Annotated in this window: 21 protein-coding genes, 1 other RNA gene and 1 pseudogene; 19 read left to right on the top strand and 4 right to left on the bottom strand. The window is 36.7% G+C overall.

Annotated features, from left to right (window positions below):
* The first annotated feature begins 4 nt into the window (after window positions 1-4).
* Genes BUA97_RS15035 through BUA97_RS15025 form a run of 3 tightly spaced genes read left to right on the top strand, consistent with a single transcriptional unit; the run spans window position 5 to window position 3,172 of the window.
* The gene (locus BUA97_RS15035) at window positions 5-1,546 is read left to right on the top strand and encodes a serine hydrolase domain-containing protein (protein WP_084081357.1); all 1,542 of its coding nucleotides are present in this window, start codon (window positions 5-7) and stop codon (window positions 1,544-1,546) included.
* Window positions 1,547-2,476: a 1,4-dihydroxy-2-naphthoate octaprenyltransferase gene (gene menA / locus BUA97_RS15030; RefSeq protein WP_072999794.1), complete on the top strand. Its 930-nt coding sequence runs from the start codon at window positions 1,547-1,549 to the stop codon at window positions 2,474-2,476.
* Window positions 2,477-2,488: 12 nt separating this feature from the next.
* Window positions 2,489-3,172: a metal-dependent hydrolase gene (locus BUA97_RS15025; protein WP_072999791.1), complete on the top strand. Its 684-nt coding sequence runs from the start codon at window positions 2,489-2,491 to the stop codon at window positions 3,170-3,172.
* 73 nt (window positions 3,173-3,245) lie between these two features.
* Here BUA97_RS15025 and ffs read toward each other — a convergent pair.
* Window positions 3,246-3,343, bottom strand: an RNA gene (gene ffs, locus BUA97_RS15020) — signal recognition particle sRNA small type.
* 130 nt (window positions 3,344-3,473) lie between these two features.
* Here ffs and BUA97_RS15015 point away from each other — a divergent pair.
* From BUA97_RS15015 to BUA97_RS14955, 12 genes are all read left to right on the top strand, one after another.
* Window positions 3,474-4,061 carry a DUF4199 domain-containing protein gene (locus tag BUA97_RS15015; protein ID WP_072999790.1) on the top strand — a complete coding sequence of 196 codons (588 nt, stop codon included), beginning with the start codon at window positions 3,474-3,476 and terminating at the stop codon, window positions 4,059-4,061.
* A gap of 107 nt (window positions 4,062-4,168) precedes the next feature.
* Window positions 4,169-5,122: a glycosyltransferase family 2 protein gene (locus tag BUA97_RS15010; RefSeq protein WP_072999787.1), complete on the top strand. Its 954-nt coding sequence runs from the start codon at window positions 4,169-4,171 to the stop codon at window positions 5,120-5,122.
* A 2-nt stretch (window positions 5,123-5,124) separates the two neighbouring features.
* Window positions 5,125-5,574 (top strand): copper resistance protein CopD, encoded by a 450-nt coding sequence (locus BUA97_RS15005; protein ID WP_072999785.1) that lies wholly within the window; start codon window positions 5,125-5,127, stop codon window positions 5,572-5,574.
* Window positions 5,575-5,944: 370 nt separating this feature from the next.
* Complete coding sequence (locus tag BUA97_RS14995; protein WP_072999780.1) at window positions 5,945-6,646, top strand: GIN domain-containing protein; 702 nt, start codon at window positions 5,945-5,947, stop codon at window positions 6,644-6,646.
* A gap of 17 nt (window positions 6,647-6,663) precedes the next feature.
* Entirely contained in the window at window positions 6,664-8,382 is a 1,719-nt protein-coding gene (locus BUA97_RS14990) for a phospho-sugar mutase (protein ID WP_072999778.1), read from the top strand.
* Window positions 8,383-8,574: 192 nt separating this feature from the next.
* Complete coding sequence (locus BUA97_RS14985) at window positions 8,575-9,828, top strand: pyridoxal phosphate-dependent aminotransferase (RefSeq protein WP_072999776.1); 1,254 nt, start codon at window positions 8,575-8,577, stop codon at window positions 9,826-9,828.
* A gap of 61 nt (window positions 9,829-9,889) precedes the next feature.
* Window positions 9,890-10,363: an antitoxin Xre-like helix-turn-helix domain-containing protein gene (locus BUA97_RS14980; RefSeq protein WP_072999774.1), complete on the top strand. Its 474-nt coding sequence runs from the start codon at window positions 9,890-9,892 to the stop codon at window positions 10,361-10,363.
* Between the two features lie 2 nt (window positions 10,364-10,365).
* Entirely contained in the window at window positions 10,366-10,833 is a 468-nt protein-coding gene (locus BUA97_RS14975) for an RES family NAD+ phosphorylase (RefSeq protein ID WP_072999772.1), read from the top strand.
* Window positions 10,833-11,555: a 3-deoxy-manno-octulosonate cytidylyltransferase gene (gene kdsB / locus BUA97_RS14970; protein WP_072999770.1), complete on the top strand. Its 723-nt coding sequence runs from the start codon at window positions 10,833-10,835 to the stop codon at window positions 11,553-11,555. The genes BUA97_RS14975 and kdsB overlap by 1 nt, the downstream gene beginning before the upstream one ends.
* 86 nt (window positions 11,556-11,641) lie before the next feature.
* Window positions 11,642-12,304, top strand: a complete 663-nt coding sequence (locus BUA97_RS14965) for a histidine kinase (RefSeq protein ID WP_072999767.1) — start codon at window positions 11,642-11,644, stop codon at window positions 12,302-12,304.
* A gap of 12 nt (window positions 12,305-12,316) precedes the next feature.
* The gene (locus BUA97_RS14960; protein ID WP_072999764.1) at window positions 12,317-12,670 is read left to right on the top strand and encodes an MmcQ/YjbR family DNA-binding protein; all 354 of its coding nucleotides are present in this window, start codon (window positions 12,317-12,319) and stop codon (window positions 12,668-12,670) included.
* Between the two features lie 166 nt (window positions 12,671-12,836).
* Complete coding sequence (locus BUA97_RS14955) at window positions 12,837-15,095, top strand: glycoside hydrolase family 3 C-terminal domain-containing protein (RefSeq protein WP_072999762.1); 2,259 nt, start codon at window positions 12,837-12,839, stop codon at window positions 15,093-15,095.
* 49 nt (window positions 15,096-15,144) lie between these two features.
* Here BUA97_RS14955 and BUA97_RS14950 read toward each other — a convergent pair whose 3' ends face one another.
* Complete coding sequence (locus BUA97_RS14950; RefSeq protein ID WP_072999760.1) at window positions 15,145-16,077, bottom strand: bifunctional riboflavin kinase/FAD synthetase; 933 nt, start codon at window positions 16,075-16,077, stop codon at window positions 15,145-15,147.
* Window positions 16,078-16,236: 159 nt separating this feature from the next.
* On the opposite strand from BUA97_RS14950, the gene atpD reads away from it, so the two are divergent.
* The gene (gene atpD / locus BUA97_RS14945; RefSeq protein WP_072999758.1) at window positions 16,237-17,745 is read left to right on the top strand and encodes a F0F1 ATP synthase subunit beta; all 1,509 of its coding nucleotides are present in this window, start codon (window positions 16,237-16,239) and stop codon (window positions 17,743-17,745) included.
* Window positions 17,746-17,829: 84 nt separating this feature from the next.
* The gene (locus tag BUA97_RS14940; RefSeq protein WP_072999756.1) at window positions 17,830-18,111 is read left to right on the top strand and encodes a FoF1 ATP synthase subunit delta/epsilon; all 282 of its coding nucleotides are present in this window, start codon (window positions 17,830-17,832) and stop codon (window positions 18,109-18,111) included.
* Window positions 18,112-18,271: 160 nt separating this feature from the next.
* On the opposite strand, the gene BUA97_RS14935 is transcribed toward BUA97_RS14940, so the two are convergent.
* Complete coding sequence (locus BUA97_RS14935; RefSeq protein ID WP_072999753.1) at window positions 18,272-19,294, bottom strand: ParA family protein; 1,023 nt, start codon at window positions 19,292-19,294, stop codon at window positions 18,272-18,274.
* A gap of 471 nt (window positions 19,295-19,765) precedes the next feature.
* On the opposite strand from BUA97_RS14935, the gene BUA97_RS14930 reads away from it, so the two are divergent.
* The gene (locus BUA97_RS14930; protein ID WP_072999750.1) at window positions 19,766-20,473 is read left to right on the top strand and encodes a DUF6261 family protein; all 708 of its coding nucleotides are present in this window, start codon (window positions 19,766-19,768) and stop codon (window positions 20,471-20,473) included.
* A gap of 73 nt (window positions 20,474-20,546) precedes the next feature.
* A pseudogene (locus BUA97_RS14925) lies at window positions 20,547-20,980 on the top strand (FKBP-type peptidyl-prolyl cis-trans isomerase).
* 206 nt (window positions 20,981-21,186) lie between these two features.
* Here BUA97_RS14925 and BUA97_RS14920 read toward each other — a convergent pair.
* Window positions 21,187-23,382 (bottom strand): B12-binding domain-containing radical SAM protein, encoded by a 2,196-nt coding sequence (locus BUA97_RS14920; protein WP_072999747.1) that lies wholly within the window; start codon window positions 23,380-23,382, stop codon window positions 21,187-21,189.
* Window positions 23,383-23,626: the final 244 nt, after the last annotated feature.

The following is a 23,626-nucleotide window of genomic DNA, read 5'->3' as shown; positions in this document are numbered from 1 at the left end:
GCTTATGTTCCATTCATCTTTTATTTGCAGAAAAACAATATTGCCACAGATGGCTTTTGCTTGTGCGCTGTTGTCTGCTCAGACTCCTTTGCAAAAAAGCATTCCTGAAAAAGAAGGGATTTCTTCGGAAGCAATTATAAAATTTCTGACGGCTGCAAATAAAATAGAATCAACGGAATTTCACAGTTTTATGCTTTTGAGACACGGGAAAGTGGTTTCGGAAGTATATTGGAATCCTTATCAGAAAGATTTGAAGAACAGATTGTATTCCTGCAGCAAGAGTTTTACTGCGACGGCAATTGGTTTTGCCGTTCAGGAAAATAGGTTGAAAGTTACAGATAAGGTCATTTCGTTTTTTCCGGATAAACAACCTTCAGAAATCAGTGATAATCTTAAAGAATTATCAATTCAGAATCTCCTGACAATGGCATCAGGAATGGAAAAGGAACCTGAATTCATCCGTGGAAGTGAAAACGATTGGGTAAAGGCTTATCTGGCTGTTCCGATTGATAATAAACCGGGAAGTAAATTCAATTACAGTTCGTTAGCCACATTTATGCTTTCGGCAATTATCCAGAAAGTGACCGGGCAGACTGTTGCGGATTATCTGAAACCTAGATTGTTTGACCCGCTTGGAATCAAAGATTATGATTGGGAAAATAATTCGCAAGGCGTCAATACAGGAGGTTGGGGATTGCGTGTAAAGACCGAAGATATGGCAAAATTTGCCCAGCTTTTTCTCCAGAAAGGAAAATGGAACGGAAAGCAGATTATCTCTGAAGATTGGATTAATGAAGCCAGTTCTGTACATATTTTACAAAATCCAAATGCCGGTGAAAAGCTGAAAAGCGAAAACGACTGGGTTCAGGGTTATGGCTATCAGATGTGGAGAAGTCGTTTCAATTCTTTCCGTGGTGATGGTGCTTACGGACAATATATGTTGGTTTTGCCGGATGAGGATGCGGTTGTTATTATCACAGCAGAAAGTAATAATCTACAGGAAGAATTGAATGTTGTTTGGGATAATCTTTTACCTGCTTTTGATACAAAAACACTTGCGGAAAACAAATTAGCTTATCAGAAATTAAAAAATCTGGAAAATAATATTTCCATTGAATCTTTGAAAAGTGAAATCTTCCCTAAAATCAATAAAACTTATTCTTTCGCTGATAATAGCGACAAATATCAATCCGTTTCATTCATTTCAAAAGGCGAAAAATTAGAAGTGAAATTAGTGATTGACGGAAAATCATATCCTTTCAGATTCACTTCCGGAAAATGGAATCAGCAGGAAACAATGAGGATTCAGCCAACTTCGGATAAAAGATCATTAACGGATAGCTACAAACTTTATCCTGCAAAAATCACAAACAGTTTCCGCTGGAGAGATGAAAACACTTTGGAGCTGAAAACAATTTATCTGGAAACACCACATTCTCATTGGATGACGGTTTCATTCAAAGATAATTCTATTGATTTCGAATTGAAAAACAGTGCAGATTTCGGTGCAAAAAAAATGACTTTAAAAGCCACAGAAATAAAATAAATGGAACATTGGATACAAGCCGCAAGGCTTAGAACTTTACCACTTTCTATGAGTGGAATAATTATGGGAAGTTTCATTGCAAAATGGAGACTTTCTGAAAATGGAGGAACTTGGGATTGGAGAATTTTCGCTTTAGCGCTGTTGGTAACATTATTATATCAGGTGCTTTCCAACTTTGCCAACGATTATGGCGACGGTGTAAAAGGAACCGACAAGAACAGAATAGGAGAAGCGGAACAGAGAGCTGTAGCATCCGGAAAAATTACGGCAACTCAAATGAGAAACGCTGTGGTTTTGTTATCAATATTATCTTTAATAGCAACGGTTGCTTTATTGTATCTTGCTTTTTATCCTGCAAATATTAGAGAATTCTGGATTTTCGTTGGATTGGGAATTGCTTGTATTTTGGCGGCAATTGGTTATACAGTTGGGAAAAAACCTTACGGATATATGGGATTGGGCGATATTTTTGTGTTTATCTTTTTCGGATTGGTTTCGGTTTGCGGCAGTTATTTTCTGTTTACCAAATCTTTCAGCTGGGATTTATTATTTCCTGCAACAGCTGTCGGAATGCTAAGTATGGCTGTCCTGAATCTGAATAATATGCGGGATATTGTCAATGACGAATTGGCTGGAAAGAAGACTTTAGCATTGAGATTAGGCTTCAGGAATGCAATGATTTATGAAATTATCCTTTTACAACTACCAATCTTATTAATGCTGGCTTTCCTGATGTATAACGGATTTCAGCAAAAAGGTATTTATTATCCATTCATTGTGATGATATTGATATTTCCTTTTATGAAAATAAGGAGAAGTATAATGGCCGTAAAAGAACCGAAAATGCTTGACCCATTCTTGAAGCAAGTTGGGATCTTAACTTTTCTGATGGCTGTTCTGACAGCTTTCGGACTTAATTATTTCAATTAATAATCTAAAAAAATGAAAATAAAATTCCTTGGACAAAATTGTTTTTTGTTCACATACAACGGAAAGACCATTCTTTCGGACCCTTTTTATAACTACCAGAAAGAGGAATCTGGATTTGACATCAAAGCCCAGAAAATCGATTATGTTTTGATTACACATGCGCATGGCGATCATATCGCTGATGTGAAAGAAGTTCTTGAAAATCATCCTGAAGCAACAGTTATCGGGCAGCCGGAGATTTGCGGATATTTTGGACATTCCAATAATATCGATATCAATTTCGGAGGTTCTGCGAAGTTGGATGGTTTGAAAATCTCTATGGTTCCGGCATTACACACAAGTTCTTTCCCAGACGGAAGTTACGGAGGTTTGGCAGCCGGTTATATTTTCAGATTTTCGGATAAAAGGAATCTGTATTTGGCAGGAGATACTGGTGTAAGTTCAGAAATGAGCCTGTTTCCGCAGGTTTTCGGGACTTTAGACTTGTCAATCCTTCCAGTCGGAAAACATTATACAATGTGTCCCAGAAAAGCAGCTTTTGCGGCATCAGAATTATTGAAAACGCCTAAAGTAATCGGATGCCATTTCGACACTTTCCCTCCTATTGAAATCAATCATGACGAAGCCAAGAAACATTTCTCGGATAAGAACATCCAGTTTACTTTGCCAAAACTGGGAGAGGAGTTTGAATTTTAAATAAAAAAAATTCTGAGATTAAATTGATTTGGAAATTATTTAATCTCAGAATTTCTTAATGTATAGATACAAAAAATGGCAAGCTACCTAAATCACACCGCTACGACCAATTACCTTTGCTGCGTTCCCACCCTGGAGGATTCTCAGGAGCTGGTTGTTTAGGACTTGCCGGTACAAAGATAGGAATTTTAAGAAAAAAGAGAAAAGAAAAAAGAGAAAAGAATTTTGTTTGTGTTCAAGGTATTGATTATCAAAAACATTAAATTAAAATTTTCTGCTTTTAAAAAAAATAAAAAAAATTATGACAAAAAATCCTTTAGCTGTAGGCTTTGGTTTATATTTAGCAACAATGCTGGTTTTCTTCGTTGTGTATTATTTTTTTGCAGACGCCAGTTATTTCGATACCAGTATGAAAGTCAATGCTTTCGGTATGACATTTTTATATGTTTTAGGCGGATTCTTATCTGTTCTTTGGTTGCGCGGAAATAATAAAATCACTTATCCACAGGCCTTTAAACAATGTTTTCTGACTTTGTTCGTCGGAGGTTTTTTATCAATCATGTCTATTTTCGCATTCCTGAATTATGTAGATACTGACGCCAGAGATATGTTGAGTCATCAATATATTCAGACAGAATTAAACAATCTGGACGAAGCTTATCAGCAGAAAAAACTGGAAGCAGCCAATCTTAAAGATCAAACCAAAATAAAAGAACTGGAAACAGATTATAAAAATGCGAAAGTAGCAAGAGAAATGGCCCAGAAAGAAAAACGAAACTATTTTTCCTTTCAGTTTTTGTCTGCGGTTTTTGGTGGATTTGTTTTGTTTTATTTACTTTTGTCCATTATTATTGCGGGATTTTTAAAAAACAAAAAACGATACGAGTAAGATATTGGATTATAATTAATTAAGAGGTTTATTTAAATTAATAATTAAATCTCAAAAATTAAAATTCTACATCTGATATTTTAAATCTAACATTTTAATTATAAAATATGAACCTTTCTATAATCGTCCCATTGCTTAACGAACAAGACTCTTTGGAGGAATTGTTCACCAGAATAGACAACGTTTGCCGAAACAATAAATTATCCTACGAAGTCTGGTTCATTGATGACGGAAGCACGGATTTGTCTTGGTCCATTATTGAAAATCTGAAAATCCAGCACCCTCAGATTCACGGGATTAAATTCTCAAAAAATTACGGAAAATCTCAGGCACTTCACGCAGCTTTCGAAAAAGTAAATGGCGATGTGATTATTACAATGGATGCAGATTTACAGGATTTTCCGGAAGAGATTCCTGAACTTTACGAAATGGTAACTGCAGGGAATTACGACATCGTTTCCGGCTGGAAAAAGAAACGTTTCGATAATGTGATGACCAAAAATATTCCTTCAAAACTCTTCAATGCAGCGGCAAGAAAAGTTTCCGGCGTTTCGCTTCACGATTTCAATTGCGGACTGAAAGCTTACAGAAAGCAAGTCGTAAAATCAATCGATGTTTATGGCGATATGCACCGTTATATTCCGGTTTTGGCGGCTAATGCAGGTTTCAGAAATATTACGGAGAAACCTGTTCAGCATCAGGCAAGACCTTATGGAACATCGAAATTTGGAACTGAACGTTTTGTTCGTGGATTTCTGGATTTGGTAACCCTTTGGTTTGTCAGCAGATTCGGCGGAAGACCGATGCATTTCTTTGGCGCAGCTGGAACTTTGATGTTTATTATCGGGTTTTTATCTGCCATTTGGTTAGGCATTTCAAAACTGATTGACGTCTATATTTTCAAAATCTACGGCAATCTGATTGCCAATAATCCTTGGTTCTTTATTGCTTTGACAATGATGATTTTGGGAAGTCTATTATTCGTTGCAGGATTCTTAGGCGAACTGATTATCCGGACAAATCGCGAACATAAGAATTATCATATCGAAGAATTGATTTAGATATGAGTCATCATTTGCTATTGATTCTCCATCTTTTGGGTGCATGTGTTTGGGTTGGCGGACATTTGATTTTGTCAGTAACAATTTTGCCTCAGGTTCTCAAAAAGAAAGATGTGAAATTGCTTCTAGATTTCGAAAAAAAATATGAGAAAACAGGAATTCCTGCTTTATTCCTGATGGTTATTACCGGAGTTTGGATGTCTTATCAATTCGGAATTGGATTTTCAAATTGGTTTCATTTTTCGAATCCTATAGAAACTGTGATTTCTTTGAAATTGATTTTACTTCTAACAACCGTACTATTTGCAATCAGCGCTAATTTCTTCGTAATTCCAAAACTGACGGTTAAAACCTTACCATTAATGGCTTTTCACATTTTGTCGGTTACAACAATTGGTGTTTTGATGCTGTTATTGGGAAGTTTCGTGAGATACGGCGGACTTTCTTTTTGATTAAAGTCATCTTCTGATTTCTGAAAAAATTGTAAATTGCTTCGAATAAAATATTAGATTAGGATTGTGAATAAAGGGTTTCAAAAAGTTATTCTGATATTGTTAAATGTTTTTTATTCGATTTATTTTGATTATCGTGTATTTAAAACTTTTAGAGTCAGAGAAGAATTTCCAAAAGCCATTAAAGATGAAAGTTTTTGGTTTTTACTTTTGATTTTATTAATAATTTTCAATTTTATTTTTGAAAAGCAAATTTTAAAGCATACAAAAAGAAAAGTTTCAATCATTTTACTTTTTGTAAACCTAATAATTATTTTACCGATAATATATTTTACAATCAATGAGCTGATAATAAAAGGCTTCTAAATTTATGAAAAATTTTTTTTACATAGTAACAATTTTCACAATAATCTCCTGCGGAAAAGTCTCTCCAAAAGGAGAAATCCAATCAAAAGATATCGAACTCTCTGAATTTTCAAAACTTGATTTGAAAGGGAAATTTCGTGTATTTTACGTTCAAAGTCCACACAACTTTGTGAATGTAGAAACTTATCCGAATTTCTTTGATAATCTGAATATTGAAGTTAAAGATAAAAACCTGTCCATCTCAGAGAAAAGTGAAACGGATAAAGTTGATTTTTATAACATCACGATTTATGGAAAAAACCCTTTTGATGTGATTAAAATCGCTGATTCTGTAGAACTTAACATCTCAAGCCAGATGAAAGTTGAAAATTTCGCTCTTCATTTAAAAGATAATGCTAAATTTATCGGTTCAGTGATTTCAGAGAAGGCAGAGATAGAAATGGCGAACAAAAGCCGGGCTAATCTGTTGGGGAAAACGACTTTGGCAAAGCTTAATATCAAAGATACTGCAAGTATTATTTCGCCGTATTGGTATATCAAAGATTTGGAAATCGAGTCTCAGAACGGAAACTACGCGGAACTGAATGTGGATGAGGAAATCAAAGGAAAAATCGGTAATACATCAAAGTTGATTTATTACGGAAATCCTTCGAAAAAACTGAAAGTAACTGAAAAAGCGACTTTGGAAAACAAGAAAATTAATTAAACAAAAAACTATAAATAATGTCAGAATTATCAACATTAGATAAAGCAAAACTTTGGCTTGGAGAAGCATTTGATGAAGAAACAAGAAATGCTGTACAGACTTTAATCGATTCTAATTCACCGGATTTGGAAGATTCTTTTTACAGAGAATTAGAATTCGGAACCGGAGGAATGCGTGGCGTAATGGGTGTTGGAACTAATCGTTTAAATAAATACACATTAGGGCAGGCTACTCAAGGACTTGCGAATTATCTTCATCAGCAGTTTTCAGGCGAAATCAAAGTAGCTATTGCTTATGACGTTCGTAATAACTCGAAAGAATTCGGGAAAATAGTTGCTGATGTTTTGACAGCCAACGGAATCAAAGTTCTGTTGTTCAAAGAACATCGTCCAACGCCGGAATTGTCTTTCACTGTTCGTGATAAAAAATGTAATGCGGGAATCGTTTTGACGGCTTCTCACAATCCGCCTGAATATAACGGTTATAAAGTGTATTGGAATGACGGTGCGCAAATCGTTCCGCCAGACGACGAAAATATCATCAGAGAAGTTTACGCAACTAAGTTTGAAGACATCAAATTCAATGGAAATGATGATTTAATCGAATGGGTTGGCGAAGACCAGGATGATGTTTACATCGATGCTTGTATGGAAAACTCTCTTTATCAAAATGTTGGAAGAGACAATCTGAACATCGTGTTCACATCCATCCACGGAACAACTTATACAACTGTTCCAAAAGCATTGAAAAAAGCAGGATTTACCAAATTGGATTTGGTTAAGGAGCAAATGATTCCAAGCGGAAATTTCCCAACAGTTGCTTCTCCAAATCCGGAAGAACCTGCAGCGCTTTCTATGGCAATGGATCTGGCGAGAATTACCAATGCTGATATCGTTATCGGAACAGACCCGGACGGCGACAGATTGGGAATTGCTGTAAGAAACCTTGAAGGCGAAATGCAACTTCTGAACGGAAATCAAACCAATACAATCTTAACTTATTATATCCTTGACCAATGGAAAAAAGCTGGTAAAATTACCGGAAAAGAATTTATTGGTTCTACAATTGTGACTTCTTATATTTTCTTTGATGTTGCAGAGAAATTCGGAGTGGACTGCAAAGTTGGATTGACTGGTTTCAAGTGGATTGGAAAGATGATTCGTGATTTTGAAGGTCAGGAAAAATTCATTTGCGGAGGTGAGGAAAGTTTCGGTTTTATGACCGGAGATTTCGTTCGTGATAAAGATTCTTGTGGTTCGATTTTGACGGCTTGTGAAATCGCTGCTTGGTGCAAAGCAAATGGAACAACGGTTTACGAATATATGATCGACATCTATAAAGAAGTTGGTTTCTATTATGAAGGTTTGATTAATGTCGTAAGAAAGGGTAGAACCGGAGCTGAGGAAATTACCCAAATGATGAGTGATTTCAGAAGTAATCCTCCAAAAGAAATTGCAGGTTCTCCTGTGGAAGAAGTGAAGGATTTCAAAGAGCAGACTAATTTCATCGTTTCTAAAAATGAGAAAAAAGTAATGGACGATATTCCAAAGTCTAACGTATTGATTTTCTATACTCAAGATGGAACTAAAGTTTGTGTTCGTCCTTCAGGAACTGAGCCTAAAATCAAATTCTATGTTTCCGTAAAAGATAGCATCTCTTCCAAAGAAGATTTTGTAGCAAAGTTGCCTAAGCTTGAAGAGAAAATCGCTAAAGTGAAACAGGATCTCAATTTGTAATTGAAAATTTTTATTAGAAAAAATATAATATAAAATATTTTTAACCTAAAGTTCTCAATTACTGAAGCGATTTAGTGTTGGGGACTTTTTTTGTTGTGTAAGTTGAATTAATCCGCTACATTTAACAAATTTGCAAATCATAAAAAGTAAAAATCCGGATGGAGTTCCGGGACAACATCAAAAAATAATTAAGTGAAAGTATCTAAACTCGCATCTAACCTGATTGGTTCAGAAATTATCAAAATCGGAAATGAAGTAAATGACCTGAAAGCGAAAGGTGCACAAATTTCAAATCTCACCATCGGTGATCTTAACTCTAATATCTATCCAATTCCATCCGAATTGAAACAGGGAATTGAGAAAGCTTATCAAAATAATCTAACCAATTATCCGCCAGCAAACGGTTTGCAGTCTCTGAGAACTTCCGTAAGCAATGATCTTAAAAAGCGTTGGAATCTGGATTATTCTGCCAATGATATTTTGATTACGGCTGGTTCCAGGCCTTTGATTTATGCGATTTTCAAAACGATTGTTGACGAGGGCGATAAAGTGATTTACCCGATTCCTTCATGGAATAACAATCATTACGCTTATTTGACGACTGCCAACGCAGTTGAAGTGCAGACGCAGGAATCCAATAATTTTTTACCGACTGCAGATGATCTTCGTCCTTATGTTGACGGTGCTGTTTTGCTTTGTCTTTGTTCTCCGCTGAATCCAACTGGAACAATGTTTACAAAAGAGCAATTGTCTGAGATTTGCGAATTGGTTTTAGAGGAAAATAAAAAAAGAGGCGAAGACCAAAAGCCGCTTTACCTGATGTATGACCAGATCTATGCAATGCTGACTTTTGGTGCAGACCATTATAATCCGGTAAGTCTTTTCCCAGAAATGAAAGATTACACGATTTATGTTGACGGCACTTCCAAATGTTTCGCAGCGACAGGTGTCAGGGTAGGTTGGGGATTCGGGCCAAGTTTGGTCATTGATAAGATGAAAGCTCTCTTGACGCACGTTGGAGCCTGGGCGCCAAAACCGGAACAGGAAGCTGTGGCTGAGTTTTTAGCGGATAATTCTGCGGTTGATGCATTCTTAAGCGATTACAAACAAAAACTGAATACAAGTTTAAAAGAACTTCATGCAGGAATCCAGGAATTGAAATCCAAAGGTTTAACAGTGGAAAGTATCTCGCCAATGGGCGCACTTTATTTAACTATCAAATTGGATTATCTTGGAAAAACTGCTCCAGACGGAAGCAAAATTGAAAACTCTACAGATTTGGTTTTCTATTTAATCAATAATGCAGGAATGGCCTTGGTTCCGTTCTCTGCTTTTGGAAATGATAAATCAGTGCCTTGGTTCAGAGCTTCTGTAGGCGGTTGTTCTTTGGAGGATATAAAAGATTGTCTTCCGAAATTAGAAAAAGCTTTGGATACTTTAAAATAAAATGGAAAAAATTCGTTTTTGTTTTAGAAAAAATTCTATCTTTGTGTGAAGAAAAACAGAAATGGCAAATTATAAACAAAACGAAAATTCTAAAAAATCAAAAATAGAAGAGCCAATAGCGACTTACAATGTCGGTTCTTCTATTTTTAATCGGTTTTCTATACAAGACGATTATAAACTATTGAAAAAAGCAAGAGAAGGTCTGAAAACAGATGTTTTTTACTCTCTTGCAGATGCTATCAAGATGCCGGAAAAAACTTTGGCATCGGTTATTAATCTTTCTCCAAGAACCATTAGTAATTACAGAGACCAGGAAAAAGGTTTGGATCCAATCTATAGCGAGCATCTTTTAAAATTAATCAATCTCTATAGCTTCGGAAAAGAGATTTTTGGAAATCTGGATGAGTTTACACTTTGGATGAACCGTCCTTTTTGGAATTCTAATGATAAGCCAATCGATTTTATTTCTACTTCTGGTGGTGTAGATTTGATTTATGAGGAAATAGAAAAACTAGCTCAGGGTTATCCTGTATAGCAATGTTGGTTTACAGAATCGTTCATAAAAAATACTCAGATTCACTTTTTGCAAGCGGATTGCAAGGAAGATGGAATTCGGAAGGTAAAAAAGTACTTTATACTTCGGAAAGTATATCGCTTGCATACTTGGAAACTCTTGCTCATCGGAAAGGATTAGGATTTAATAAGGATTTTAGAATTATGGTCATCAAAATTCCAAATAATGCAGAATTTCAAAATATTGAAACTTCAGAATTATCCAAAAATTGGAGAGATTTCAGAAACTATTCCGATTGTCAAAAAATTGGAAATGCTTGGTTTGATGCTGATGAAAAACTTTGTTTGAAAGTTCCTTCTGCTGTTGTTCCTGAAAATTGGAATATCGTAATCAATACTTCTCATAAAGATTTTAAAAAAGTTAAGCTAATTGACGTTCTTGATTTTGAACCTGATGATCGATTGGAACAAATTATAAAACAATACAAATAATGAAGACCATCGCAGTCATTCCTGCCCGTTACAATTCTACAAGGTTTCCGGGGAAATTAATGGAAATTTTAGGGAACAAAACAGTCATTACAACCACTTATCAAAATGTTGTGCAAACCGGTTTGTTTGATGAAGTTTTTGTCGCTACAGATTCCGAAATCATTTTTGATGAAATATCCGAAAACGGCGGAAAATCGGTAATGACAGGCGAACACGAAACGGGAAGCGACAGGATTGCGGAAGCTGTTCAAAACATCGATTGTGATATTGTGATTAATATTCAAGGCGATGAACCATTTCTTAAAAAAGAACCCTTGAAGCAGTTGATTGACGTTTTTTCTAATGATGACACAAAGGAAATTTCTTTAGCTTCATTGAAAATTGAATTGAAAGAATCAAAGGAAATTCAGAATCCAAATAATGTGAAAGTAATAACGGATAATAATGGGTTTGCTTTGTATTTTAGCCGTTCTGTGATTCCTTTTCTGCGTGACCAAGATTTTGATGTCAAATATTATAAACACATCGGCGTTTATGCCTTCCGAAAAGAAGCTTTGCTGGAGTTTTCGAAACTTCCGATCTTGCCATTAGAAACTTCTGAAAAACTGGAGCAACTGCGCTATCTGGAATATGGCAAACGTATCAAAATGATAGAAACTGATTTTATAGGTGTCGGAATTGATACGCCGGAAGATTTGGAGAAAGCTAAAAAACTGATTTAATTTAGGTCTTATTCATCTCAAAATTAACGTTCTTTAAGACAAGAAGCCAATTGAAAATTTTATCTTAGCAACCTTAAAATTTCTGAATGAAAAAACTGATCCTTATATTTTCCATTATATTTTCTATCGTTATTTCTGCTCAATCTGCTAAAGATATCATTGATAAAAACATAGAAAACTCCGGTGGACTTACCAATTGGAAATTACTCAATACAGTTCAGATACAAGGAAGAGTTACCCTTGGCATAAATGACTCTTATCCTGTGAAGATTTATCAACAGAGACCTAATCTTACAAAAACAGTAATTGTAATGGGCGGAAAAGAAACGCCTGTTGAGGGTTTTGACGGAAAGAACGGTTATGCAATGAACTATGCTCAGAACAAGCTTCAGCAATACAATGATTACGTTGCTGAAAATTTTGATAATGACTTTATCGATTGGGAAAGTAAAGGTTTCGAAGCTGAACTGCTAGGGAAAGAAAAAATAGGTGAGCAATATTATTTCAAAGTGGAGCTGACAAAAAATGTAAATAAAACCATTTACTTTTTCGACGTCAAAAACTACATGTTGTTCCGTGAGATCAAGAAAGATGAGATCCTGACTTATTCCGATTACAAAAAAGTCGGAAATCTCCTGATGGCTTACAGAATCGAATCGTCTTCACCAAAAAAAGAAAGCGATTATGTAATGATAATTAATAAAATCGACTTTAACAAAGAACTTCCGAAGAATACTTTCAAATTCTAAATCTCTATTCAAATGGAAGCAGAAGACATCCGCGAATATTGCCTTCAAAAAAAAGCTGTAACAGAAAGTTTCCCTTTTGATAATGAGACTTTGGTGTTCAAGGTTGGTGGGAAGATGTTTCTTTTGATTTCCCTAGAAAAACAGCCTGTAACTTTTGCCGCAAAAGCTGATCCGGAATGGAGCGAAGAGCTTCGCGAAACCCATCCTCAGATTTCCGGTGCTTATCATATGAACAAGCTGCACTGGAATTCCATCGTTTGTGAAAGTCTGAAAAAGGAATTGATTCTAAAACTCATTGACCATTCTTACGATTTGGTTTTCAGATCTCTAACAAAAAAGCTAAGAGACGAAATTCTTAATAGTTAATCCTATTTTCACTGTTAATACTGAGTTCATCTACGGATTTGTGAAATTAATTATTGAGCTGATTATTCCCACAGATATTTAGAAATATTTATTTTCTCATTATGAGATAATAAAATAATTTGTATATTGGTCACTCGAAAATTTTAATTTGTAAAGAGCAAATTTTATGATCAAAAAAATATTATTATGTTCTGTCCTTACCTGTATGACGCAGTTTGGTCTGGCTCAGAAAAAAATACCGGTATATCTGGATGATTCCAAACCTGTGGAGCAACGGATTGAAGATGCGTTGTCAAGGATGACTTTGGAAGAAAAAATTGCAATGCTGCATGCACAATCCAAATTCAGTTCGCCCGGTGTTCCTAGACTTGGGATTCCGGAATTTTGGACAGCAGACGGACCTCATGGTGTCCGTTCTGAAGTGCTTTGGGATGAGTGGGATCAGGCAGGCTGGACCAATGACTCTATTATTGCTTATCCGGCTCTTACAGCTTTGGCTGCGACGTGGAACAGAAATATGTCTTCCATTTATGGTAAATCTCTCGGCGAGGAAGCGAGATACAGAAAAAAAGATGTGCTGCTCGGTCCGGGTGTCAATATTTACAGAACACCACTCAACGGCCGTAATTTCGAATATATGGGAGAAGATCCGTTTTTAGCCTCTCAAATGGTCGTACCATATATTAAAGGTGTACAATCCAATGGCGTTGCAACAAGCGTCAAGCATTTTGCATTGAATAATCAGGAGACATTCAGACATTCCAGTAATGTTATTGTAGATGACAGGGCGTTGTATGAGATTTATCTGCCACCATTCAAAGCTGCAGTTCAGGAAGGTGATTCCTGGACAATAATGGGGGCTTATGATCTTTATAAAGGTCAGCATGCCAGCCATAATCAGTATTTGTTAAATGACATTCTGAAGGGAGAATGGGGTTATAAAGGTGTGGTTATTTCGGATTGGGGTGCTGTTCTGGACACTAATCAGGCGATACATAACGGACTGGATCTGGAATTCGGAACGTGGACCAATGGTCTGTCTGCCGGAACCAGCAATGCCTATGATAATTATTATCTAGCCAAGCCTTATCTTGATTTGATCAAATCCGGGAAAGTCGGTACCAGGGAACTGGATGATAAAGTAAGACGCTTGTTAGGGCTGGCATATAAAACGACAATGAATAAAAACAAACCGTTTGGATCCATTGCTTCTGAGGAACATCGTGCTGCGGCAAAACAAATTGGTTCGGAAGGAATCGTTCTTTTGCAAAATCAAAAATCAACATTGCCAATCAATCTTTCAAAAACAAAAAAAATCGCAGTAATAGGGGAGAATGCGATCAAAATGATGACTGTTGGCGGTGGAAGTTCTTCTCTGAAGGTGAAATACGAAACTTTGCCGCTGGATGGTATCAAAGAACGTTTCGGTAAACATGCTGAAGTGGTTTATGCCAGAGGTTATGTTGGCGATATCGGCGGCGATTACAATGGTGTAAAATCCGGACAGAATCTTAAAGAAACCCGTTCTTCTGCTGAATTGATTGCAGAAGCTGTGAAATTAGCTAAGGAAGCGGATTTTGTAGTGTTTGTTGGTGGTCTCAATAAAAGCGATCGTCAGGATGCAGAAGGAATGGACAGAGAAAGCTATGGCTTACCGTACAATCAGGATAAACTGATTTCTGAATTATCAAAAGCCAATAAAAATCTGGCAGTCGTTCTGATTTCCGGTAATGCCGTTGCAATGCCTTGGATCAAAGAAGTACCTTCTGTTTTACAGTCATGGTATCTTGGTTCAGAAGCCGGACATGCTATCGCGGCAGTTTTAGCTGGTGATGTTAATCCGTCTGGAAAATTACCGTTTTCATTTCCTGTCAAGTTGGAAGACAACGCTGCACACGCTATGGGAGAATATCCGGGTAACAAAGCAGAATTGGCTGCCGGAAAAGGAAAAGATCTGAAAGATCCGGTTAACATTACTTATAATGAAGGTATTTTCGTGGGTTACCGTTGGCACGATACAAAAAAGATCAAACCATTATTCAGTTTTGGACATGGCTTAAGCTATACAACTTTTGAATACGGAAAAGTAAAAGCTGATAAATCGGAATTGACAGCGAATGATAAAATCACTTTCACGGTTAATGTTAAAAATACAGGTAAAGTAGATGGAGCAGAGGTTGTGCAATTGTATATCAGCGATTTGAAATCTTCGTTGCCAAGACCTTTGAAAGAGTTGAAAGGATTCGAGAAAGTTTATCTGAAAGCGGGAGAATCCAAAGAGGTCTCTATCACGGTTGATAAATCTGCTTTGAGTTTCTTCGACCCGGTAAAGCACGATTGGGTTGCTGAGCCAGGCGATTTCGAAGCTTTGGTAGGAAGTTCATCTTCTGATATCAGAACGAAAATCAAGTTTACTTTGAAGTAAGTTTCATCGAAAAATATAAAATAAGAGGATAGCAATCGCTATCCTTTTTTTATTTCTTAAACTGAAATACTTCCGTGAGTCTTTTATCTTCATCCAACTTTTCAATCAGCTTTTCCAGACCTTGAAATTTGATTTCATTGTGAAGGAAATCTCTAAATCTGATAGTGATTTCTTTACCATAAATATCCTCGTCAAAATCCAAAATGTAAACTTCGGTATGCAAGGATTCATTCTGATCGTCGATTGTAGGATTGGTTCCGATGCTCAGCATTCCTTTATAAAATTGACCGGCCATCCAGACTTCAACGATATAAGCACCTTTTTTAGGCAATAATTTATTGATGGGAACTTTTATATTCGCCGTTGGATAACCAATTGTTCTGCCTAATTTTTTCCCGTGAATCACTTTTCCTGTCAAAGGATAATTGTAACCCAGCATTCCATTAGCATCTTTGATTCTGCCTTCTGACAAGGCGATTCTGATTTTTGTAGAACTGATATTAAGGTCATTTGTCTGAACAGCTTCCAGTTGATTGACTTTAAACCCCAATTCCTCAGATAAAGATTTCAGCAATTCGAAATTTCCGCTTTTGTTTTTCCCGAAAGTGTGGTCGTGTCCTATTATAATATGTTTGACATTGAGTTGATCAACCAAAATCTTTTCACAGAATTCGGTTCCTGTCAGATTTCTGAATTCTTCGTCAAAAGTCTTTAAGAATATATTTTTAATGCCGCTTTTTTCAAGCAGTTCTAATTTTTCTTCCAGTGTATTAAGCATTTTAACATCATCATCCGGATTCAGGAATTTCCTCGGATGCGGCCAAAAGCTAAGGATGGCAGACTCCAGATTTTCCTTTTCTGCGATTTCATTCAATGTATTGATAATAGATAAATGCCCCAGATGCACACCGTCAAACATTCCCAGGGATAATGCTAATGGTGTTGTGGCTTTGTAATCTGTAAGATCTCTGATGATTTTCAAATTCTGAATTTTTTAGCAGATGATAATAGATCTGCCCGTGTAAAAATACACCTTAATAGGGTGTTCATAAATGTCATACAAATATGATAAAAATCTTTTTTTCTGACAATGCTCGTTTGCAAACTTTTATTATCTTTGCGCACAAGTAAAAATTTAGTAATGGCAAACCAAATTAAAGGAAAAATTTCACAAATTATTGGACCGGTTATCGACGTGGTTTTTAATGAAGTTGAAGAATTACCAAAAATATATGACGCTTTAGAGATCATCAAGCACAACGGAGAAAAAGTTGTACTGGAGGTAGAGCAGCACATTGGAGAAGATATGGTAAGATGTATCGCAATGGATGCTACGGATGGTCTTCAGAGAGGTCAGGAAGTTACCGGTACAGGTAAGCAAATCACAATGCCAGTAGGGGAAGAAGTTAACGGACGTCTTTTCAACGTGGTAGGTGATGCTATCGACGGGATCCAGACTTTGTCAAAAGAAGGAGGTTTGCCAATCCACAGAGAAGCACCAAAATTTGACCAGTTATCTACTTCAGCAGAAGTATTGTTCACAGGTATCAAAGTGATTGACCTTATCGAGCCTTATGCAAAAGGTGGTAAAATCGGATTGTTCGGTGGTGCCGGTGTAGGTAAGACAGTATTGATTCAGGAATTGATCAACAATATCGCAAAAGGACACGGTGGTCTTTCCGTATTCGCAGGAGTAGGAGAAAGAACCAGAGAAGGAAATGACCTTTTGAGAGAGATGTTGGAATCCGGGATTATCAAATATGGTGACGAGTTTATGCACTCTATGGAAAACGGAGGCTGGGATCTTTCCAAAGTAGATTTGGAAGCAATGAAGGAATCCAAAGCTGCATTCGTTTTCGGACAGATGAATGAGCCGCCAGGAGCAAGAGCAAGAGTAGCATTGTCTGGTTTGACTTTGGCTGAATATTATAGAGACGGTGGAGAGACAGGACAAGGTAGAGATGTATTGTTCTTCGTAGATAACATCTTCCGTTTTACACAGGCTGGTTCTGAGGTGTCTGCACTTCTAGGCCGTATGCCTTCAGCGGTAGGTTACCAGCCAACTTTAGCATCTGAAATGGGTGCGATGCAGGAAAGAATTACTTCTACTAAAAACGGTTCAATTACATCAGTACAGGCGGTTTACGTACCTGCGGATGACTTAACTGACCCTGCTCCGGCTACAACATTTGCCCACCTGGATGCAACTACGGTATTAGATAGAAAAATCGCTTCATTAGGTATTTATCCGGCAGTAGATCCATTGGCTTCTACGTCCAGAATCCTGGCTCCGGAAATCATCGGTGAAGAGCATTATAATTGTGCACAGAGAGTAAAAGAAATTCTTCAGAGATATAAGGCATTGCAGGATATCATTGCGATCCTTGGTATGGAAGAATTGTCTGAAGAAGATAAATTGGTAGTTTACAGAGCGAGAAAAGTACAGAGATTCTTATCTCAGCCTTTCCACGTTGCTGAGCAGTTTACAGGGATCCCGGGATCTTTGGTAGATATCAAAGATACCATCAAAGGATTTAATATGATCATCGACGGTGAGCTGGATCAGTATCCTGAAGCAGCATTCAACCTGAAAGGAACTATAGAAGAAGCGATTGCTGCAGGACAAAAAATGTTGGCTGAAAACGCTTAAGAAATTTTAAATGTTAAATTTTAGATTTTAGATTAAATTGCAATAATTTATAATTTAAAATCTACAATCTATAATTTCATAAAAATGAATATAAAAATTTTAACTCCGGAATATGTAGTTTTTGAAGGCGAGGTAGATTCTATTCTTCTTCCCGGGAAAAGCGGCCAGTTCCAGATTTTTAAGAACCACGCGGCGATAGTTTCTGCATTGGTAAACGGTAAAGTGAAGATCTACACAGACAAAGTCGGTGCAGCTTACGAAAAATACCTGACCAAAGAAACAGAAGCCAAGTCTGCTTTCTCCTACGAGATCAAAAGTGGCGTTCTTGAATTTAACAACGATAAAGGTATTATTCTCTGCGAATAAGCCCGGACAACAACAATTGACAAAGAAAAGCGAACCAGTAATGGTTCGCTTTTTTGTTTGTGGGCTACTTAAAATAAAATTTTCATTCATTATTTTAATCTAATAACAAAAAATGCTGTGAAGCAGATTTTATTTATAAAAATAACCATATAATAATTGATTACAATTTCTCAGTTATAGATTCCATTGCTATAATACAATTATTTAAATAATCTTGTCTAACTTGAGTTTCAGTGCCAAAAATATTATGTCTTCCCACTGATAGTTTTGTAAAAGGAACGGCTTTTGCAAATGAGACAACTCCAGTTGTTTGAAAATCTCGTACATTAGATATCCCATCTGCTAAGCTATCAAACGTAAATATTTCAGGATAATGATCTATTATGTTTTGTATATCTTCATCAATAGAAGTTAATACAGAATAATACGCCGATGCTGGCCCCATATATTGTGTAAGTCTATTTTTAACTACAAGGTGTATTTTTGGAAGTTCTAGTCCACCAGAAGTTATTTTTGTATTGTAAGCATAATCATTGTAAATGCTAGAAGGTAAATTAATTCCATAAATAAGAGAAAAAACATTACTAAGTGCTCTACGAGAAGAATCATCTGCCATAACGGGAACAATTAATCTTTCTGTTGCAGTTATAGCAATTTGAGTATAAATTGCAAAGCTAGGATTAGTATCAATAAATATTACATCATATTCATTTTCTGATTCTATCGAATCAAACAAATCTCTAAGCCAACTAACTACTTTAACATATGTATCGACACCTGGAATTTGAGTTATAGATAGAGCTGAAATTGAGTTTGCTTGTAATTCTATTATTCTATCCCCAGCAATGATATCCAAATTTTCAGGAATATTTATGTTATAGTCATTAACTTTAGCTATATAATTATTAATATTTATTGCAGGTATATTATAAGGTGTCGAAAGTCTTACTTGAAAATAACCTCCAATTGATCTTCTTATTGGCTCGTCCCATAATTCTGTTAATCTACTACTTCCATTATTAAGAAGCCCCCCCAACATTAATTCTGTTAAATTTGCTTGTGGGCAAAGATCAACACATAAAATTTTTTGTGTCGGATTGCTAATAGCATATTCAGCAATTGTTTGAAAGCACAGACTGGTTTTTCCTGTACCACCTTTATTATTCCAAAAAGTATATTTCATAGTTTCTGTTTTAATTAAAAAAAGTAATGTTTATATTAATAGATTTAGTAAAATTACTATAATTATTTTATGTGCGATTTTTGAGTATTATATAATCAATAATTCTTACGTTATTTTTTATTCAAAAGTAAAAACTTTCGAAATCCGGAAATTCAGTACTTCTACTGAAAATAAATACTTTAAAAACTTCTGTAATCCCAAACCAACAGAAAGCCTGATCAGATTGTGGTAGCTATCTGTTATAATACATAAAGTGCAAACAACTTGCAGGAACTCACCGTACATCTACAGAATTTCCAAACAACTTGTGGAAAAGCTCTGTAGAAGTACGGTAAGCTTTAACAGATTGCGGGAATTATAATTACATCAACAGAATATTTAAACAAATTGTTTGGTTGTAATGAAAAAAATACTAATTTCATCCTCAGAATATTTAAAATAATTTTAATCTAAAAAAAAACACACTTGATTATGAAAATCGCATTATCAAGGCTGAGCACAAAAGACTTAGCCACATTGTCACAAAGAATTATCAACACTTCTGAGCCAGGAAAATATCCTGTTATCGACAATCATCCTCTTCTTACTGCACTCAAAACCAAATATGCCGATTATGATGCCGTTTACACCAAAATGACATTTAGCGGAATGGGAAATGATGTTGCAACTTCTGATAGAGAAAGAGATTTGTCATTCAGTACCGTGAAAATATTTCTGAATGGATACAGGAAAATGAGCACTTTACCAAATTTTCAATCTGCGGAAGAATTGTATCAGATCTTCAGCCAATACGGCTTGGATCTGGACAGATTGAGTTACTCATCCCAGACTGCACAGATGAAAAAGCTGATCGAGGAACTGGAAAAACCGGAGAATACTGCGAAGATCACAGCGCTTTCTCTCAAAGATGCTTTCACAGATATGAAGACGAAGCAAACGGCTTTTGAAGAGATTTTCGCAGTGCAGGCCGGTGCCAATGCCGACCTGAGAAATCAGAAAACGGCATCTGCCATCCGGAAAGATCTGGAAAAATCCCTGAAGGCGCTTTTGGGCCTCATCACAGTCATGAAGGATGTTGCCGACTGGAAGTTGTTCTATGCGGAGATCAATGAACTGGTGAAAGCAGCGAAGAATTCTAACCTGCCGGACAATCCGGGAAATGACAATCCTCCTCAGTAAATAGTTAAGCGGTCTTGATTGACCGCTTTTTTATTTTCAAAACCTTATTTTTGTGTTCTCAAAAAGATTATTTATGGGTGTTGCAGATTTATTATTAAAAAAGAAAAAAGCCTTGGCAGAGAAAAACCTGAACGACGGCAAAGCGTATATGGAAGCCAACGCTGCGAAAGAGGGTGTAGTGACCTTACCAAGCGGATTACAATATGAGATCATCACGGAAGGCGAGGGCGCAAAACCAAAAGCGAAAGACACGGTAACCGTGCATTACCACGGCACAACGATCACAGGTGCAGTCTTCGACAGCTCGGTGAAGCGTGGCAAACCGGCATCGTTTCCGCTAAACCGGGTGATCTCCGGCTGGACGGAAGGTTTACAGTTGATGCCTGTGGGCAGCAAATGGAAACTGACATTGCCACCAATCTGGCGTATGGCGAGGAACAGATCAGTAAAGAGATAGGCCCCAACAGCACTTTGATCTTTGAAGTGGAACTGTTAGGTATCAAATAAATATAATCCCGAAATTGTTTTCGGGATTTTTCTTTAGTAAGATTTAGGAAAAGCGATTATCAATATCAATTGCGTTGGGCTTTATTATGGCGTTTTTAATATTTTCCAGCAGATTAAACAAATTTTGCAGGTTTATAATGACGAATCCATCTGTTGAATCTCTAAGATCAGCGAGAAATAATCTTTTAAATCTAAGCAAAAGCATTTTACAAACTCAGAATAATACCATTTTCTTTCAGTTGCTGAACCGGTTTGGAAAACCAGAACAGTTCAAAGTCTTCAAAATTATTTTCGTACAGATCCTTAAGTTGCTGAAGGGTCAGTTTCCTCGGATTTTCTATGCTGTATGCGCTGATAATCTCAAGAAGCCACTGTGCTTTTGCCTGATCCAGTTCAATTTTTACAATATTGGTTTTGAGATGAAAGGTCAGCTGTGTTACATTCCACGAATTGCCTTTTTTGGTTTTGATGATATGATTTGCCAAAGCATTGGTTTCGGTAAAAATCACTTTAGAATTGGCTTTGAAGCTGAATTCTTCTTCATTCACCAGACAATCGTGAATGTAATCGGGATGAATGGTTGTTCTCGGGATTTTAAAATCAAACCATTCCTGCAACGGTAGATCAAAGTTGATCCCGTGCATATAATTGAAAAGCGATTTCTTCAGACCAAACCCGAATTTTCCGTGGTCAATGCCGGTTTTATCAATAAAATCCACATCATTATTCGCAAACTGAATGTCCTGCAAAACAGGCGTCACGCCAAACTCCTGTGGATTTTGTCCTACTGGTGAGTGCGCCGTCATTGCAAACTGGTGCCAGAAGCCGCTTTGCAAAACGCCCATCTCAAAAAGCTGGCGAACCATCTCCAGCGAGTCCACCGTTTCCTGAACAGTCTGAGTCGGGTAGCCGTACATCAGATAAGCGTGAACCATAATTCCGGCTTCGGTAAAATGCCGAGTAACTCTCGCTACCTGTTCTACAGAAACGCCTTTATCAATGAGTTTCAGAAGACGGTCACTGGCAACTTCCAGTCCGCCGGAAACGGCGATGCAGCCGGAAAGTTTCAGCAGGAAACAAAGATCCTGGGTAAAGCTTTTCTCGAAACGGATATTCGTCCACCAGGTCACAACAAGATTTCTCCTAAGAATCTCAAGAGCGACTTCCCGCGTCAGAGCCGGCGGTGCGGCTTCGTCCACAAAGTGAAAGCCGGTTTCTCCAGTTTGCTGAATCAATTCTTCCATTCTGTCCACGAGAATTTTGGCAGAAATTGGTTCATAGATTTTGATATAATCCAGGGAAATATCGCAGAAGGTACATTTGCCCCAATAGCAACCGTGCGCCATTGTCAGCTTGTTCCAGCGCCCGTCACTCCATAGGCTGTGCATTGGGTTGGCCACTTCTATGACGGAGATATATTGATGGAGTTTCAGGTCAGAATAATCCGGCGTTCCGATTTCCGATTGTTTGTAGTCGTGTCTTTTGGAATTATTTTTATAAGTCACTTCGCCATTTTCCAGCAGGAAAGTTCTTTTGAATTCGGCGTCATCATTAGTTTGTTTATCAAGGATATGAGCTGTAACTAATTCCAAAGGTAATTCGCCGTCATCGAGAGTAATAAAATCAAAGAATTCAAAAACCCGGGCATCTTTTAAATCCCGAAGTTCGGTGTTGGGAAAACCACCGCCCATCGCTGTTTTTATCTGAGGATAATGGTCTTTTATATACTTTGCACACCGGAAAGCTGAATAGAGATTACCTGGAAACGGCACCGAAAAGCAAACCATTTTTGGCTGGACAATGTCTAATTTTTCCTTTAGGATTTTTAAAGTGATGTGATCGATGAAAGTTTCCTCGGCATTGATTTTAGAATATAATTCATCAAAAGAATTGGCACTTTTACCCAATCGTTCGGCATACCTGCTGAATCCAAAGTCGGCATCGATATTTTCCACAATATAATCCGATAGATCTTCCAGATAAAGCGTTGCAAGATGTTTGGCCTTGTCCTGCATTCCCATATTCCCGAAAGCAAATTCCATATCATCCAATTGATTGAAGCGGGACGCTTCCGGAAGGAAATTCATGGAACAGATCTGTCTTGCCAGCGTCGGATTCTGATTCTGTAAAAATAGGATAACCTGATCGATTGTCTTGATATATTCTTCCCGAAGCGCAAAAATCCGCTGAGTATTTTCAGAACTGTTTATATGATCATATTGCTTATTGAAAACCTTTTCCAGTCCTTCTTTTGAAAACAACGCCAGGATCACTTCTATCCCCAGATCAATCTGGTAACAGGAAATATTTTTTGTGTTCAGAAAACCTTTGATATAAGCTGTTGCAGGATAGGGTGTATTGAGCTGAGTAAAAGGCGGCGTGATGAGCAGAAGGTCTTTCAAAAGATTATTTTCCGCAAAGTTAAGGTTTATAAATATTATCAGAAACGAATTATTTTTACCTAAATAACAAGTTTAGAATGGTTTTTGCTAATTGAGACTTTCTTACAATATGCATAATTATTTTTTAATTGTTATTAAATAATCTGATTCGTTTGTTTAAGCATTAAAAATATCGCATTATTAAAATATTGTAAGTATTTTTGGATAGTTTAAGAATCTTAAAAACAACAATCAGTATAGTATA

It is taken from the genome of Epilithonimonas mollis, from assembly GCF_900142325.1.
GTDB classification, from domain to species: Bacteria; Bacteroidota; Bacteroidia; order Flavobacteriales; family Weeksellaceae; genus Epilithonimonas; species Epilithonimonas mollis.
The sequence above is the reverse complement of the archived record's forward strand: the minus strand, read 5'-3'. Positions and strand labels throughout refer to the sequence as shown.